Source organism: Aeribacillus sp. FSL K6-2833, from assembly GCF_037965815.1.
Lineage (GTDB): Bacteria > Bacillota > Bacilli > Bacillales > Aeribacillaceae > Aeribacillus > Aeribacillus composti.
The window spans coordinates 2092091-2109520 of the sequence record NZ_CP150189.1 but is presented as its reverse complement, the minus strand read 5'-3'; the positions used below and the strand labels follow the sequence as shown (position 1 = coordinate 2109520).

Below are 17430 nucleotides of genomic sequence, written 5' to 3'. Positions count from 1 at the left end.
ATGATTTAACCATATAAACTGAAGGAGGTGGAAGCATGCCGTTTATCATCAGTTATACGTTTTTCACTCTGATTGTGCTGATCGTCATGAATGTTTTCCTTGTCAGAAAGAAAAACTGGCATACAAAAAAAGAGGAAGCACTTGATAAGGAAGTGCCGGTTGGAAAAGTGCTGTTCGTTTTAATGTTTGGGATGTTCATTGCGATTTTGAACCAAACAATTTTAAATGTAGCGCTTCCGGTCATGATGACGGATTTAAATGTCAATGCGACAACAGCACAATGGCTGATGACAGGCTTTATGCTTGCAAACGGAATTTTAATACCGATCAGCGCATTTTTAGTTGAAAATTTCGGTTTTCGCAAGCTGTTTATTACAGCGATGATCTCGTTTACAATTGGATCGCTCGTTTGTGCCGTATCAGCAACATTTCCATTGGTGATGATTGGCAGAATTATTCAAGCGATTGGTGCAGGAATTTTAATGCCGCTTGGCATGAACATTTTTTTGACTGTTTTTCCTCCTGAAAAAAGAGGAACAGCCATGGGGACGATGGGGATTGCCATGATTCTGGCTCCTGCAATTGGTCCGACACTCTCAGGATGGGTTGTGCAAAATTATGATTGGCATTTTTTGTTCTACGCGATGGCTTTGATCGGTTTAATTGATATCTTTTTCGCCTTTATTTGGTTCCGTTTAGAAAAAGAATTAACTCGCCCGACGTTTGATATCCAAGGGATTGTTTATTCAAGTATTGGATTCGGCGGCATTTTATACGGGTTTAGCGAGGCTGGAAGCAAAGGATGGTCAAGCGCGGCAGTTATCATCAGCTTAATGGTCGGTGTTGTTTTTTTAATTTTCTTTGCCGTAAGACAATTGAATGTGGAAAAACCTCTGCTTGAACTAAGAGTATTTAAGTACAACCTCTTTACGTTCACATTAATTATCAACTCGATTGTTACTATGGCATTATTTGGAGGAATGCTGCTTCTCCCGATTTATTTACAAAATATTCGCGGTTTTACACCGATTGAATCGGGTTTATTATTGCTTCCAGGAGCAATGATCATGGGATTAATGGGGCCGATAGCAGGAAAAATTTTCGATCGATATGGTGTAAGAGGATTAGCAATTGTCGGTTTGGCCATTACAACATATGGAACATATGAATTCACGCAGCTGACGGCCGATACGCCCTACACAACCTTATTAGGAATATATATGCTGCGGTCTTTCGGAATGTCATTGATCATGATGCCGATCATGACTGCCGGTATGAATCAGCTGCCATTAAAGATGATTTCCCACGGTACAGCCATGTCGAATACGATACGCCAAGTGGCTGGATCTATTGGAACCGCATTATTAGTAACGGTTATGACACAGCAATCAACAAATCATTTATCAGATTATACGAAACTTGTTTCAAAAACTGATCCGATGTTGATGAATCAGCTACAAGCACTTGGCAGCAGTATGGCTCAATCAGCCGGACTTACTGCACATGCTGGTCAAACTATTGGTGCTCAGGCACTGTTAGGGCAGGCATTGCAGCAATCAACCATCGAAGGGATCAACGATGCATTTTACATTGCGACCGTTTTGGCATTCATAGCGTTAGTTCTTTCCTTTTTCTTAAAAACACCAAAGAAAACGCTCCAGGAAAGCTCGTTCGAAACAGCAAAAGTTAAAACCGAAGCATCTTCCCAAGAGTTATAAACAAAGATATAATGAATGAAACGGGGATGTCCGGCAGAGGACACCCTTTATATATGTGAAAGGAAGGGAAAGTAATATTATGAATCCGACATCCTCCTCCATGACGGAATTAGAGAACGAATTTATAAGGATTTTTCGTGATTTGCGAAATTTTTATACAATGGGAAAAAAATATGGCTTGTCAAGAAATGAATTTTTTATTATGAAGTTTTTGCTGAAAAACGGCCCTCAAAAACTATCTACCATTTCCCAAGAATCTGATATATCTCCCAGTTTCCTCACAGGAATTACTGATCAGCTAATCGAAAAAGGCTACATCGAACGGAATAGATCAAAGAAAGACCGCAGAATTGTCCAAATCTCTTTAACAAAAAAAGGAGAAGAAACCATCATAGCGGTTCAACAGGACTTGATTCAATATATGCGTTCCAAATTCAACGCATTTACAGAAGAAGAAATTCAAGATTTAATTCGACTTTTGCGGAAAATACCATAATATCGTCCGTGGTCTTCAAAATCAGTAGTGCCTGACTTTGTGATTTTAGTCAAAAAGAGACGAGCTTGTTTTAAAACGGTGCACTTTTTCAGAGATGATCCATTGACAAGACGGGGAAATTTGTGTATTCAATGTCAAAACGGGTCATGCTGCCTGTTTGATGTGGAGAGGAATTTTAACGGCTGCAAAGGGGGAAAAGAAAATGTGCAAAATTACGATCATTGGCGGAGCAGGAACTCTTGGAGCCGCCATCGCTTTCAAATTAGCAGGGAAAAAAGCGATCGATGAAATTTGTCTCATCGATCAAAATGAAAAGCTGCTGCTCAATCATTTAATGGATATGGAAAATGCTTATCCGTCCAAAACAATTTATAAAGGGACTTTTCACGATTTAAAGCACTCTAATATCGTCATCATTACGGCAGGCATCCCAAACCGAACCGATATTTCTTCTAGAGATGAGTTTTTAGAAGGAAACTTGCAATTGTTTCGTCAAATCGGAGAAGCCGTCGCAGAACATGCCCCAAACGCTTTGATTATCACCGCTTCCAATCCAGTCGATGTGCTGAATTACTATTTAGTCCATACGTTTCAATTTGATAAGAAAAAATTAATCGGATACACCATGAATGACTCCTACAGGTTTGAATGGGCGCTTCGCCGAGTTCTAAAGCTACACGAGAATGATAAAGTATCAAGCCCTGTTATAGGTGAGCACGGAGAAACACAAGTTCCGCTTTTCAGCCAAGTCAAAGTAAACTATAAGCCGCTGCTTTTATCAGAAGATCAGAAAATTCAAGTTAAAGAAAAGCTGACAAATTGGTTTCGAAACTTCAATGACCTAGGCATAAACCGAACAACCGGGTGGACGTCTGCCGTCGGTATGGAAAGGCTGATTGATCAGCTGCTTCAACCAAAAACGTCGACAGCAATCGGTTCTGCGGTATTAAACGGAGAATACGACGTTTCTGGCATTAGTTTAGGTGTACCTCTAGCAGTGAATCATACAGGCATCCAAAGCATCCTTGAATGGGAAATCGAACAAAAGGAAAAAGAGTTATTTCAACAATCTGCTGAAAAAGTGAAGCGTCTCATCAACGAGTTTATTATGAATAAAAAATAGACAAAATGGAAGTTTCTTCAAAAAGAGCGCATCAATCTATCTAGTAGACAATAAAAAAGCTCACTATAAACTATGCTAGTTTTTGTTTTGTTGTTCCCAATTCAGCTTTTTAACCATTTTAGGAGGTTACAGCACTGGAATAGATTTTTTTATCCTGTATGATTTTTTGAAAATCATACAAACTGCAGACTTGCCGCTTAACGATAATCTATTGCTGCTCCCAAACGAAGTTGGAAGATCTTAAAGAATTAATGGAGTTGATCAAAATGGAAGCAAAAACTTATGAAATTATTTCTATAAATGTAGGAAAACCGAAAAATTTCATATATAACGGCAAAGAATTCGTCACTGGAATTCAAAAGCAGCCTGTTGATGGACCGGTTTTTTTGTCATTTCTTAATTTTTCAGGCGATGGTCAGGCAGATCTTGTTCATCATGGCGGTAGAGATAAAGCGGTATGCGTTTATCCGTATGATCATTATGCCTATTGGGAGCATGAGCTTGAAAGAAAGCTGGATGTGGTGGCATTTGGTGAAAATTTGACAGTAAAAGGCTTGTTGGAAACAGAAGTTTGCATCGGGGATACGTTCCAATTAGGGGAAGCGGTTGTGCAAGTTAGCCAGCCTCGGCAGCCATGCCATAAGATTGCCAAAAAGCACAGGGTGAATGACTTGCCGCTTCGTGTTCAAAATACTGGTTATACCGGTTTTTATTTTCGGGTGCTGAAAGAAGGCTGGGTGGAGACACAATCAAGCTTGCAGCTCATTGAAAAACATCCGCTAAACATAACGGTTTCTTTTGCGAATCAAATCATGTTTCATGATAAAACAAATAAAGAAGGAATTGAACAAATTCTTCGTGTGGACGAACTATCGGAAAGCTTTCGGGATTCATTGATGAAACGCTTACAATCCATTTAGGAACATCTACCAAAAGAAGGGGTTGGAAAATCGGCTTGTATATAAATTAGAAATGCAAGAGAGATCATTAAAATTTCAATGATCGTTGTTTTTAGATTACTATTTTCAAAGGTTGAGCTTCTGTGGAGAAAGCGTCTTACATTTCAGCTACTTCCCATATAATAAGCCAACGATCCACTGATGCAGGGCAGATCGTTGGCTTATTTTACAAAACTTTGCCATCTAAAAAGCTCCAAAATTTGAGTTCTTGCTTTTTGTGAGAAAATGGGAATTCCTCCAATCTATTTCTGCAACTAGAATCTGATGATTCGATACTTTTTCTCCAGCATTTCGTCTAATTGATTGTACGAGAAAGAGAGGTGCACCTCGGCATGCGAGATGAAGATTTGGTTCAAAAGGCTTTAGAGGGGGACGATTCAGCCTTCCGTGAGCTTCATGACCGCTACATTGGCCAAGTGCTCCGCTATGCATATATGCAGACGGGGGATTATCATCGGTCAGAAGAAATTGCTCAAGATGTCATGTATAAAATGGCGGTTCATTTAGCGAACTTTCAAGGAAGATCAAGCTTTAAAACTTGGCTGTTTACAATTGGAAGGCGGGTTGTTATCGATTACCATCGCAAGTATAAAAAAGAAAATAACACAGTCTATTTAAGCCCCGAGGACTTAGGGCATAAACAGGATAAACATTTAGTAGAACAAAATATTCTGGAATATTCGCTCAGAGAACAGATCATGGCCAGTATGGAAAAATTGTCCCCGGATGAAAAGACGGTCCTTTATTTAAGATTTTTTGAAGGAATGTCTATAAAAGAAACAGCCAAGGTAATGTCGAAAACGGTTATGGCGGTTAAATCGCTGCAAACAAGGGCTAAAAAGAAATTGTCAGCCCATTTAAAAAGCGAGGTGAATGATCATGAAAAAACAACTCGTACCGCCGAATAGCGAAAAGCGTGAAGAGTCAATAAAACAGCTTTTTCATCACTTTTATATAGAACCGACAGATGAATTTAAAGAAAAAAGTTTTCAAAAAGCTTTAGCCGGAATTGAATTAGCTAGAAATAAAGAGAGAAGGAAAAAAGCCGCTAGCAAGCTTCAGCTTGTATTCTCATTTGCGGCCGCAGCAGCTGTATGCATCCTTCTAATGATTTTTCCTCCTTTTCAAACAAATGAGACGAAAGAAGGCGGCCAGCATTCAGATCAACAAAGCATACTAATGTCTCCCCAACAATCTCAAAATGCAGAAAAGGAAGAAGAAAAAGGAGATATCAACCGACCTGAATCGATCGAAATGACAATTTCATTGGAAGGAATGGAAGAAAAGGAGCTGTATCACCTCGTAAACATAAAGCAACTACCTTTTACCACATATATTCCGGATCGTTGGCAGGCAGAATATATTGAAGAAAAAAATTTGATCGGAGCAAAGCTGATAGCGGTGAATGAAAAATATGGGGAAGTTGATGTCATGTTTTTTCCAAAAGGGACATCTTTAGGAGAGGCGGAAAATTACATTACAGATGAATTGCTGGGAAATGTTTCTTATAAAGTTTTATCAGCGGAAGAAGAAGAGAAAAGAAATATACCTGATTGGTCTCTCCGTTCCTTTCATTATGAAAATGTAGAGCAGACGAGAACGGGCGAGATTTATTTAAGCGAGCATAACAGACAGTACTTTTATATACAGAGAGAGTTTGCTAATGAAGCATTGGAAGGATGGGGTTCAAGAACAACAACGATTTTGGAGCAATGGGAATGGAAGGACACGAAAAAAGGATTGTGGGATTAAAAAGTTTTATGAATCAGAAATGTGAGCAGCTACTATTTTTTCCGGTAAATACTTTTTCATCCACGGGGCAAACCCCGTGGATGGTTAATCTTCAGGCAATACTGTTTTTGCAATCGTTTGGTCGAGCGCTTCGAAATCATCGTAATGAATCACTTCATAAAGTTCCTTGCGAGTTTGCATATTCTCGAGCTCGCTTTTTTGAGTTCCAGACGATTTAATGGTTTGGAATAGGCGTTCATACGCTTTAGCGGCGGCGCGAAGAGATGAAACAGGATAAATCACCATTGAATAGCCGAGTTCCGAAAATTCTTCTGCTGTATAGTAAGGAGTTTTTCCAAACTCTGTCATGTTTGCGAGAAGAGGAGCTGAAATTGCCCGGCTCACCTTTAAAAAGTCTTCTTTTGTTGAAAGAGCCTCAGGAAAAATAGCGTCTGCTCCCGCTTCAACATATCTTTTGGCGCGTTCAATGGCGCTTTCAATTCCTTCAACTGCATAGGCATCCGTTCTGGCAACAACGACAAGAGTCGGCGCTGCCTGTTTAATAGCTTTAATTTTTTGCATCATCTCCTCTACAGACACAAGCTTTTTGCCGTTTAAATGTCCGCATTTTTTCGGAAGATCTTGATCTTCGATTTGGACAGCAGCTACTCGTGCTTCTGCCATTTCTTTAGCTGTTCGGGCGGCATTCAAAACACCGCCGAAACCGGTATCAATGTCAACGAGAAGCGGCAGATCAGCCGCCCGCACGATTTCCCGCGCCCGGCGGGCAACCTCTTCTGACGAGACGATGCCCAAGTCAGGAAGCCCTTGGCTCGCGGTATAGGCGGCGCCTGACAAATAAAGCGCTTGAAATCCTGCTTTTCTCGCTATAAGTGCAGCCATTCCATCATGGGCTCCAGGAATTTGAAGGATTTCCGGTGCGTTCATTAACGTTCGAAACCGATCGGCCAACTCCTCTTGTGTCGATTCTTTTTCAACGATCCAAACCATGGAATCACCTTCTTTTCTGTCATTTCATCTTAGCTTTACAGAACCATTAATTACGTTTCTAGAGGCAAGCCGCGTTTTTCATTAAACGAGCGCTGCCCTCGTCAAGTCTACTCGAGGGTGCCGCCCTGTATCCACGCTTCGCTTACGGTCTGTTTTGTACCCTGATCTTTTGTCTGTTAACTTCCGTCATTTGGTACAAAATCGATTCTTTCGTTCTTTTTGACTGCCCAAAAAATTTTCGCTTTACAGAACATTTTTCGGTGTGGCCGATTGCCACACCAGCTCGATATAGTTATCTCAAATGTTCTTACAAGGTTTATAACATGTTTTTTCTTGCCAAACAATGAAATTGCGCCAAAGTAACATGCATCTGATGCAAAACAACGTGTGATCTGCCCCGGATTTATATAACAAATAAGTTTACAAACTCATGTACAAACGTCTCTTCCAGCACGTTCTGGTCAAGCGAAACGTCTAAGATTTGCTTGAGCTGCTTGTTTGGGAACCGTGTTGCCAAATTGTTTTCATATTTTTGGATCAGCTTAGGCAGACCTTCTTGACGGCGGAATCTGTGGCCGATTGGATATTCCCGCACAACTTGGCGCGTTTCCGTTCCGTCTTTAAACCGTATTTGAACTGCGTTGGCAATTGACCGTTTGTCCGGATCGAGATAATCTTTGCTGAACTGTTTATTTTCCACAACTGTCATTTTTTCACGAAGCGCATCGATTCTCGGGTCTTGTGCGATTTCATCTTCGTAATGATCCGCTGTTAAATCGCCATAAATAAGACCGATGGCAGTAATATATTGAAGGCAATGATCACGATCAGCCGGGTTGAGAAGAGGTCCCGTTTTGTCGATGATGCGAATGGCTGATTCATGCGTCGTGATCGTGATTTCTTCGATCTCATCAAGGCGATCTTTTACTTCAGGATGAAGCTCAATGGCGCATTCAGCAGCTGTTTGCCCATGAAACTCTGCTGGATATGATATTTTAAATAAAATATTCTCGATTACATATGATTCCAAAGGACGGGCGAGCTTCAGTTTCTGTCCTCGGAACAGCACGTCTTCAAATCCCCAGTTCGGAGCCGATAGGGCAGAAGGATATCCCATTTCACCTTTTATGGCCATAAATGCAAGACGTACAGCGCGGCTTGTTGCATCGCCAGCCGCCCACGACTTGCGAGAACCAGTATTTGGAGCATGTCGATATGTCCGAAGACTTGAATTGTCAATCCAGGCATTGGAAAGGGCGTTGATGATTTCATCTTTTCCGCCGCCAAGAAGCTTCGTAACGACAGCAGTTGAAGCAACCTTTACGAACAGCACGTGGTCAAGCCCGACTCTGTTCAGGCTGTTTTCAAGTGCCAGCACCCCTTGAATTTCGTGGGCTTTTATGATCGCTTCAAGAACTGTCCTCATATTGAGCGGCTTTTTCCCTTCTGCCACATTCGTTCGGCTTATGTAGTCGGCCGCAGCTAAAATTCCCCCCAAGTTATCAGAAGGGTGACCCCATTCCGCTGCAAGCCAAGTGTCATTATAATCGAGCCAGCGAATCATGCAGCCGATGTTAAATGCACCGTGCACGGGGTCTAATACATATGAAGTGCCAGGGACGCGGCACCCGTTTGGAACAACCGTCCCCGGAACGATCGGGCCTAAAAGCTTTGTGCATTCAGGGTAGCGAAGAGCAAGTATGCCGCAGCCCAGCGTGTCTAACAACACATAGCGGGCGGTTTCAAACGCTTCTTTACTTTGAATTTCTTTATTTAGAACATAATCGGCAATTTCTTCAAGCAGCTTGTCTGTTTGTCGATTTTCATTATTTTTTACTAGTACTTCTGCCATTTTTACAACCTCCTAAGCTATCCATTACTGTTGTACTTTCAAAGAGCGTTTTCCTGTATATTTCACGCGCGGACGGAACAAACGGTTGTTATTATGCTGTTCGATCACATGGGCGCACAGGCCTGCTGTTCGAGCGCTGAAGAAAATAGGAGTATATAAATCAATCGGAATGCCAAGCATGTAATAGACAGGAGCCGCATAATAATCGAGGTTCGGATACAATCCTTTTTCCTCTCTCATAATGGTTTCCCCGGCTTCGCATATTTCAAGCAATCGAAAATCGCCCCGTTGTTCGGACAGCTGCTGCAATGCTTTTTTCATAAGCAATGCTCTTGGATCCATTTTTTTCATATAGACGCGATGGCCAAATCCCATGATCCGCTCTTTATTTGCTAATTTTTGTTTAATCAATCGTTCAAAATTTTCCTTTGTACCTGCTTCTTCAATTAAATACATCACCGCTTCATTGGCTCCGCCATGCAGGTGTCCTTTCAAAGAGGAAACCGCGCCGGCGAGAGCGCCATACAAATCTGCATGTGTAGACGATATGACGCGGGCGGCAAATGTAGAGTTTGGCATTTCATGTTCGATATAAGCGATGAGCGAGCGGTCGAATATTTTCGTTTCAAGTTCAGTTGGTTTTTTTCCTGTAATCATATATAAAAAATTTGCACTGTAGGAGAGATTTTCATCTGGTGGAATGACTTCTTGTTGATTGAGTAGATGATAACTGCTGGCAAGAATGGATGGCATCTGTCCTAGAAGATTGATAGATTTCGTTTTATTGGCCTGTTCAGATCTGTCATCAATGAGCGGGTCAAATCCTGCTAAAATGGAAATGCCTGTTCTCAGGGCGTCCATTGGATGAGTTGTCTTCGGCAGTTTGGAAAATACGTCGTAAAGCACGTCTGGAAGCTCTCTTTTCGCTAGAAGCTCGTTTTCAAATCTAGCTCTTTCTTGTTCAGACGGAAGCTTGCCTTCAAGCAGCAAAAACGCAACCTCGACATATGATTTTGTTTCGGCAAGTTCAATTAAATCGTATCCTCGAATGACAATTTCTTCATTTTCTACATCGAGAAACGAAATCGTTGTCTCAGCTGCCACTACGTTTTCTAATCCTGGTCTAAACTCCATCAAATATACCTCCTTCAAAAGTTTTCGAAAACGCTTTACTTTTGATGCAAACAGGGAAAAATGAATATCGGGATGATCGATCGCTTTCACAAATTTTGTTATTGGGCAATTGCTGAGACAATAACATTGTTCATTTCTTAAAGCCTATTCATTTCTCCCAAATCTCAAAGCGATCTTGCTATAATTGACCGCCTCTACTTGTCGAAGCTTAAATGGTTAGGAAACCATTTTTTTACTTCTGGAACAAATATAGCACATTTTTAAAAAAAAGAAAATGAATCTTCGGAATTTTCGTTTTTGTAAAACGACAGCTTTCACAAAATTCATTTGAAGAACTGACTTTAAAAATGGAAGCCATCTTCCAGCAATCGGAGGCTTTGCGGTTTTAATGTCTTTTGGATGTTGACTGCTTATTTATATCTATTCAAATCTTTTAAATAGACTGGAAAAATAGTACGATATAAGTAAAAATAACATACTTTCTTCATTGGATTTCATAAAAGGATGGGAAAAATGACAGAGAAAAAAATCGGCATAATAGATTTAGGATCGAACTCCATTCGCCTCGTTATTTTTCATATTGATCAAAATGGACAATATAAAGAGCTTTACAATTTTAAGATCAATGCCCGTTTAGCTACGTATATTGACGCCGAAGGAAATTTGTCCAACGAGGGGATCGAGGTTGTCATCGATTCTTTAAAAAAATTTGTTCCAATCGTTCAATTTCATCAAGTGGCAGAAACGAAAGGGGTTGCAACGGCAGCTATTAGATCTGCCAAAAACCGGAAAATGGTCTTAGAGGCTATAAAAAGAGAGACGAATTTCGATTTTCGCGTCCTTTCCGGCCAAGAAGAAGCCTATTACGGCTACTTAGCTGTTATACATTCCGTATATTTAACTGAAGGCATAACCATTGATATAGGCGGAGCAAGCACGGAAGTTGCGTATTTTAAAAATCGGGAGCTCGTCCATTCATACAGTTTTCCGTTTGGGGCCCTCACATTAAAGAAAAGGTTTATTGCCAACAGCGAACCGAAAGAATCGGAAATGAAAGAGCTGACAGTGTTTTTGCGAAATGAATTTTCTTCGCAAAAATGGCTTAAAAACAAAAATGTTCCGGTAATCGGGATAGGCGGCAGCGCCAGAAATCTAATACGGCTTCATCAAAATAAAACCAATTACCCGTTATTTGGTATTCATCAATATGAAATGGAACCGAATGAAATTAAAAAAATAAATCAATGGCTGATCGGAATGACTGTCTCGGAGCGTCAAAAATTAGATGGACTGTCGAAGGAACGCGCGGATATCATCATTCCTGCAATTGAAGCAATTTATACGCTGACGGAAATCGTATCAGCTCCATTTTTTACAATGAGCAGCAAAGGCTTAAGGGAAGGGGTCTTTTTTGAGGAGGTGTTTTCCAACTTAAACGTCCGGTCTTTTTCTCAAGTAGCGGACGAAACATTTTCCAAGCTGGCAAGTGATTATAAAATCAACTTGAAGAATACATCATTTCTCCTTCGTCTTGCTTACGTATTTGTCAGTGAATGTGAGGCAAAGAAAATTATATCTTTTACTCAAGAGGAAAAAGAAATTTTGTTTAAAAGCACAAAGCTGGTTCAATTCGGGGAATTTATCGATCATCATTCAAGCAGTCAGCATACGTTTTATATTTTGACAAATCGATCGCTTGACGGAATCAGTCATAAAATGCGGTTGAAACTCGCATGCGTCGCTTCCTTTAAGTCCAAAAAAACTTTGATGAAATATATCTCTCCTTACAAATCATTATTAACGGAAGAAGAAATTTTATCGCTGGAGCGATTAGGCGCGATTTTGAAATTCCTTTATTCCCTCAACACGACACACCGTTGCATCATTTCCGAGCTGGAGGTGAACAAAAAGGAGGGGGAAAAGATGGAAATATCTTTAGCCAGCAACAGTGATTATACTTTTGAAGAGCAGGAAGCAAATAAGCAAAAAAAGCATATGGAACGCGCTTTTAACTGCCAAGTCGAATTATCATTTACACTCGTCTAATGGACTTACGAAAGGTAAAAGGTGGGCGAAATTATGCAAGATAAGAAAGAACAATTGATTCCAGATATAAGCCGTCCAGAATTTTATAATAACCGGGAATTAAGCTGGCTTGCATTTAATGAGCGTGTCATGCAAGAGGCCATTGACTTTGAAAATCCTTTGCTTGAGCGGATGAAGTTTTTAGCTATATTCAGCTCGAACTTAGATGAGTTCTTCATGGTGAGGGTTGCTGGTTTAAAAGATCAAGAAAAAGCTGGTTTTAATTTACCGGAAAATAAAGCCGGCATGACGCCAAAGCAGCAGCTTAACGCCATTTCGGCGAAATGCCACACATTGGTCAAACGCCAATATGCAATATTTAATGAATATGTACAGGGGGAATTAAAAGAGGAAGGGATTGAATTTCTCAAGCTTAATGAATTAACTGGCGAACAATTCCGCTTTTTGGAACAAAAGTTTGATGAGCAAATTTTCCCGGTTTTGACGCCTCTTGCGATCGATGCGTACAGACCGTTTCCAATGCTTTTAAATAAATCGTTGAACTTGGCCGTATTGCTTCAATATAAGAAAAAAGAGCGGAAAAACCCTTTTTTTGCGATCGTTCAAGTTCCTGCTGTTTTGCCTCGATTCATTGAAGTGCCGAATCAAGATGGAAAGAGGCAGTTTGTATTTCTTGAGGATTTGATCAGCAGTTTTATTTACAAACTGTTTCTCGGTTACAACATCATTTCGGTCTCACCGTTTCGCATTACGAGGAATGCAGATTTGACCATTGATGAAGAAGGGGCGCGGGATTTGCTGGAAGTGATTGAGAAGGAGCTGAAAAAGCGGAAGTGGGGTGCGGCGGTCAGGCTTGAAATTCAAAAAGGAACGATAGATGAACGTGTTTTAAATTATTTAATGGATGTGCTGGAAATTCAAAAAATGGATGTTTATGAAGTGGACGGCCCGATCGATTTAACGTTTTTATTTCCATTTTATACCCATTTGCTGACCGATTTTGAGCACCTTGTTCATGATTCGTTCATTCCACCACCCCCGCTCGACTTGCCGAACGGAAATTTGTTCGAAGCTATATTAAAACGGGACTTATTATTACACCATCCGTACGAGTCCTTTCAGCCTGTTGTTGAATTTATTGAAAGTGCAGCGGATGACCCTCAAGTGTTGGCAATCAAGCAGACGCTGTATCGTGTAAGCGGAAATTCGCCGATCGTTCAAGCATTGGCAAAAGCGGCGGAAAACGGGAAGCAGGTGACGGTTTTAGTTGAATTAAAGGCAAGATTTGATGAAGAGAACAACATCCATTGGGCAAAAATGCTTGAATAGCACGGAGTTCACGTTATTTACGGCTTTCACCATTTAAAAACGCACAGCAAAATTACCCTTGTCGTCCGGCAGGAAGAAGGAACGGGTAAAATTCAACGCTTCGTTCATCTGAGCACGGGAAATTACAATGACGTCACGGCGAAACTGTATACGGATATCGGCTTTTTTACAAGCGAAGAAACATTTGGGATCGATGCAACCAACTTTTTTAATTATTTGAGCGGTTATGCGGAAAAACCGGATTGGAATCATTTTTCTGTATCGCCATATGATATGCGGGAGACCTTTATCAAACTCATCAATCAAGAAATCGAATGGCACCAGAAAAGCGGCAAAGGCCGGATTATTGCCAAAATGAATTCTTTAACAGATAAAACGATCATCATGAAGCTTTATGAAGCTTCGCAGGCTGGAGTCAAAATTGACTTGATCGTAAGGGGAATTTGCTGTTTGCGACCGCAAATAAAAGGCGTGAGCGAAAACATTCAAGTGCGAAGCATCGTCGGCCGCTTTTTGGAGCATAGCCGTATTTTTTACTTTCACCATTTTGGGGAGGAGAAAATTTTCTTATCCTCTGCTGACTGGATGACAAGAAACATGATTAAACGTGTTGAAATTCTTTTTCCGATTTATGATGTCCGTTTAAAAGAGCGTTTGAAAAACATCTTGGACATACAACTAAAGGACAACGTCAAAGCGCGTTTTCAGGATGCAAACGGCGATTATCATTATGTTGAACGGTCGGAAAACGAGCCAGTCATTAACTCGCAAAAAATTTTTTATGAAGAAGTGGTTCGCTACCATGACGCTGACTGATCGGCAGCGCAAGTTTTATGAAAACTAGAGAACTTTTTCACATGCGGAAAAATGATAGATTTTTGTCCCCTTCAAACAAATTGCTTTCAGATTCGAAATGTTTAGTATTATAATGAGTCTTGAATGAATTTTTTGCTATTTTTTGAAAAAAGGGGATGAATAAATGAAATATCGCAAATTGGGAAGAACGGGGCTAAAGGTTAGCGAAATCAGCTTGGGAAGCTGGCTTACATACGGAAACTCCATCGAAAAAGAAACGGCCATTCGGACGATTGACAAAGCGTATGAGCTAGGCATCAATTCATTTGATACAGCGAACGTTTATGCAACTGGGGAAGCGGAAAAGGTCGTCGGTGAAGCATTGCGGAAATATCCGCGTGAATCATATGTTTTGGCAACGAAAGTATTTTGGCCGATGGGAGATGGCCCCAATGACAAAGGCTTATCGCGGAAGCATGTGTTTGAACAGCTCCATGCCAGTTTAAAACGCCTTCAATTAGATTACGTTGACATTTATTACTGCCACCGCTATGATCCGGAAACACCGGTCGATGAAACGTTGCGCACAATTGATGATCTTGTCCGGCAAGGAAAAGTGTTATATGTCGGCGTCAGTGAATGGACTGCTCAGCAAATACAAGAAGCTCTTGGCACAGCAGATCGATATTTGCTGGACCGCATCGTGGTCAACCAGCCGCAATATAATATGCTGAACCGTTATATTGAGAAGGAGATTATTCCAGTCTGCGAACATAACGGTATTAGCCAAATTGTTTTTTCGCCGCTTGCACAAGGTGTTCTGACGGGGAAATATAAGCGCAATGGAGACATCCCGGAAGGAAGCCGTGCGAGTGATCCAAAAGCAAATAAATATATCAATGATTTGCTGACAGATGAAAATTTATTGAAGGTAGAAAAATTAGGAAAAGTGGCGGATAAATTAGGAATTAAACTTTCCCAATTGGCGATTGCTTGGGTATTGCGGCAGCCGAATGTTGCCAGCGCTCTGATCGGATCCACCAAGCCGGAGCAAGTCGAAGAAAACGTCAAAGCAATTGATGTGGAATTAACGGAAGATGTGCTCGAGGAAATTGAGCAAATCCTGTCGTAGTTCTCCTTATGGCAGAATTTTGATTGAAGAACAGACGTTTCAATAAAAAAGGGGAGAAAGGATTGTTTTTGTTCAACAAGTCTTTCTCCCTTTTATTTTTCATTTTTTGGACTTGGAAGCGATGCAGTCACCCCTTTAATTTCTTAATTGATTTGAGTGCCGGACCTTCTACAACATCGCCGTCTATTGAAAATCTCGAACCATGGCATGGACAATCCCATGTTTTCTCGCCGCTGTTCCATTCTAATTCACAGCCTAAATGGGTGCAGGTAGTATCTACGATGTGGAGGCTGCCATTTTCATCTTTGTAGGCACCGGCTCTTTTTCCGTTATAGGAAACGACTGCTCCTTCATCAGGGGCTAAATCTTCCGGCTTTCTTAGAGCAAACTCAAGCTTTCCTTCAATCAAATGCTTTGCAACATCTGTATTTGTTGAAATAAACTGCTTCACGCTTGGATCTGCTTGAAATCTTGCTGGGGTAAAAAGCTCGCGATATCGGTTTTCCTTCCCTTTAATTATATCGACAAGCAGTCGTGCGGCGGCTGTGCCGTTTGTCATTCCCCATTTTCGAAACCCTGTCGCAAACAGGATATTTGCTTTCTGTTCGTTTATATGTCCAATATAAGGAATTTTATCCAACGTTGTTAAGTCTTGAGTAGACCATCGGTAAGGAATTTTTTGTATGCCGAATGCTTGATCGCCAAAAGCTTGAAGGGACTCGTAATGCTGAATCATCGGGATTCCTTGTCCAGTTTTATGATTTTCACCTGCGATCAGCACAAGCTTTTCTCCATTGATCGTGACGGACCGAAGCGACCGAACCGGATTTTCGGCGCTGATGTACATGCCGCCGGGATACTCAATTTTTGTTTTGACAGCAATAATATACGATCTTTCCGCATACATTCTTGAAAAATAAAAGGCGGCATCATAGAAAGGAAAATGCGAACAAATGAATACATAGTTGCACAAAATGTGATAACCGTCTTTTGTCAAAATTTTCGGGTGTGGGCCATGTTTTATATCGACAGCTGCTGTATTCTCATAGATGTCTATCCCTTTTTCCGACGCGTTTTCCACAAGCTTTTGCAAATATTTTAACGGATGAAATTGGGCTTGATTTTTCATCACAACTGCTGTTTTTGCCTGTACGGGAACAGGGATGTTTTCCACAAGCTCTCCTTGAATTCCAAGCTTTTCATATGCTTTATATTCGTTTTCGATTTTTTTTATGTATTGCTCTGAATTCGTATAAACATATGCATCCTCTTCTTTCCAATCGCATTCGATGTTGTGCTCCTGTATCGTTTGTTTGATAAACTCCATCGCATCGCTGGCTGCTTCATAATATAGCTTTGCATTGCTTTCCCCAAAGTGCTGTATAAATTCATCATAAATCAGCCCGTGTTGTGCGGTGACTTTTGCGGTTGTATGTCCGGTCGTACCATTTAAAATACGATCCGATTCGATCAGCGCGGTTTTGATTCCTTCTTTCGCAAGCAGATAGGCGCTTGTGATGCCTGCGATCCCGCCGCCAACAATCGCTACATCAACAAAAATATCTTTGTCAAGCTTGTTGAAGGAGGGCAGCTGAACAGAATCTGGCCAAAACGGTTTTGAAAGCTGAGGAAGTTCATTTTTACTAACGGCTTCTTTCATAAAAAAGTTCCTCCTATTAGAACTGATGATGCTTTTATCTTTTCCTAATATTTGGGTTGTTATGTGCATCTGATAATTTTGAGCGACCTTTTTATTTCAATTAAGATATGCTACGTTTCAAAGAAATAAGTTTTTTGCTGATCCCAATCATTCCTTTCTTCTACTTAGGGTTGCTGTAGGAAAATGCAGATTTAGAACACTAAGTAAATTCCGAAATAAAAAGCCTAATTCTCTCATTTTAAATGATGAGAAATTAGGCTTTTTCCTTAATTAGACAATATAAATTATAATGGACAAACATTAAAGCATAAGTTTTTTTACGAAGAGCACTCGAATAGTTATTATATGACTACAACCGAAATAACTAAAATGACACATTTTTATTATCATTGTATTCTTTAAGTAATTTTTCACATAAATCCTTGCACATTCCTTGAGAATGGT

Annotated in this window: 12 protein-coding genes and 1 pseudogene; 9 read left to right on the top strand and 4 right to left on the bottom strand. The window is 40.6% G+C overall.

Going from position 1 to position 17430, the window contains the following annotated elements; genetic code table 11:
- Positions 1-35 precede the first annotated feature (35 nt).
- The 6 genes from NSQ94_RS10325 (at position 36) to NSQ94_RS10300 (ending at position 6048) form a co-directional block, all read left to right on the top strand.
- On the top strand, positions 36-1718 hold the full coding sequence (locus NSQ94_RS10325; protein ID WP_339229011.1) for a DHA2 family efflux MFS transporter permease subunit: 1683 nt from the start codon (positions 36-38) through the stop codon (positions 1716-1718).
- A gap of 79 nt (positions 1719-1797) precedes the next feature.
- Positions 1798-2214 (top strand): MarR family transcriptional regulator, encoded by a 417-nt coding sequence (locus tag NSQ94_RS10320; protein WP_082829330.1) that lies wholly within the window; start codon positions 1798-1800, stop codon positions 2212-2214.
- A 202-nt stretch (positions 2215-2416) separates the two neighbouring features.
- The gene (locus tag NSQ94_RS10315; RefSeq protein WP_339229009.1) at positions 2417-3337 is read left to right on the top strand and encodes a hypothetical protein; all 921 of its coding nucleotides are present in this window, start codon (positions 2417-2419) and stop codon (positions 3335-3337) included.
- 266 nt (positions 3338-3603) lie between these two features.
- Positions 3604-4257 carry an MOSC domain-containing protein gene (locus tag NSQ94_RS10310; protein WP_063389562.1) on the top strand — a complete coding sequence of 218 codons (654 nt, stop codon included), beginning with the start codon at positions 3604-3606 and terminating at the stop codon, positions 4255-4257.
- Between the two features lie 371 nt (positions 4258-4628).
- Positions 4629-5204: an RNA polymerase sigma factor gene (locus tag NSQ94_RS10305; RefSeq protein WP_063389561.1), complete on the top strand. Its 576-nt coding sequence runs from the start codon at positions 4629-4631 to the stop codon at positions 5202-5204.
- The gene (locus tag NSQ94_RS10300; RefSeq protein ID WP_066246656.1) at positions 5176-6048 is read left to right on the top strand and encodes a hypothetical protein; all 873 of its coding nucleotides are present in this window, start codon (positions 5176-5178) and stop codon (positions 6046-6048) included. The genes NSQ94_RS10305 and NSQ94_RS10300 overlap by 29 nt, the downstream gene beginning before the upstream one ends.
- 84 nt (positions 6049-6132) lie before the next feature.
- On the opposite strand, the gene prpB is transcribed toward NSQ94_RS10300, so the two are convergent.
- The 3 genes from prpB to mmgD all read right to left on the bottom strand — a co-directional run bounded on the left by prpB (position 6133) and on the right by mmgD (position 10024).
- Positions 6133-7038 (bottom strand): methylisocitrate lyase, encoded by a 906-nt coding sequence (prpB, locus tag NSQ94_RS10295; protein WP_066246659.1) that lies wholly within the window; start codon positions 7036-7038, stop codon positions 6133-6135.
- Positions 7039-7441: 403 nt separating this feature from the next.
- Positions 7442-8890 (bottom strand): bifunctional 2-methylcitrate dehydratase/aconitate hydratase, encoded by a 1449-nt coding sequence (locus tag NSQ94_RS10290; protein ID WP_066246660.1) that lies wholly within the window; start codon positions 8888-8890, stop codon positions 7442-7444.
- Between the two features lie 24 nt (positions 8891-8914).
- Positions 8915-10024 carry a citrate synthase gene (gene mmgD, locus NSQ94_RS10285; RefSeq protein WP_063389557.1) on the bottom strand — a complete coding sequence of 370 codons (1110 nt, stop codon included), beginning with the start codon at positions 10022-10024 and terminating at the stop codon, positions 8915-8917.
- Positions 10025-10537: 513 nt separating this feature from the next.
- Between mmgD and ppx the strand changes: the two genes are divergently transcribed.
- From ppx to NSQ94_RS10270, 3 genes and pseudogenes are all read left to right on the top strand, one after another.
- Positions 10538-12070 carry an exopolyphosphatase gene (ppx, locus tag NSQ94_RS10280; RefSeq protein ID WP_066246661.1) on the top strand — a complete coding sequence of 511 codons (1533 nt, stop codon included), beginning with the start codon at positions 10538-10540 and terminating at the stop codon, positions 12068-12070.
- Positions 12071-12103: 33 nt separating this feature from the next.
- Positions 12104-14215 (top strand): annotated as a pseudogene (locus NSQ94_RS10275) (RNA degradosome polyphosphate kinase).
- Positions 14216-14378: 163 nt separating this feature from the next.
- Entirely contained in the window at positions 14379-15326 is a 948-nt protein-coding gene (locus NSQ94_RS10270) for an aldo/keto reductase family protein (protein ID WP_066246666.1), read from the top strand.
- 127 nt (positions 15327-15453) lie between these two features.
- On the opposite strand, the gene NSQ94_RS10265 is transcribed toward NSQ94_RS10270, so the two are convergent.
- Positions 15454-16986 carry an FAD-dependent oxidoreductase gene (locus tag NSQ94_RS10265; RefSeq protein ID WP_144598543.1) on the bottom strand — a complete coding sequence of 511 codons (1533 nt, stop codon included), beginning with the start codon at positions 16984-16986 and terminating at the stop codon, positions 15454-15456.
- Positions 16987-17430 lie beyond the last annotated feature (444 nt).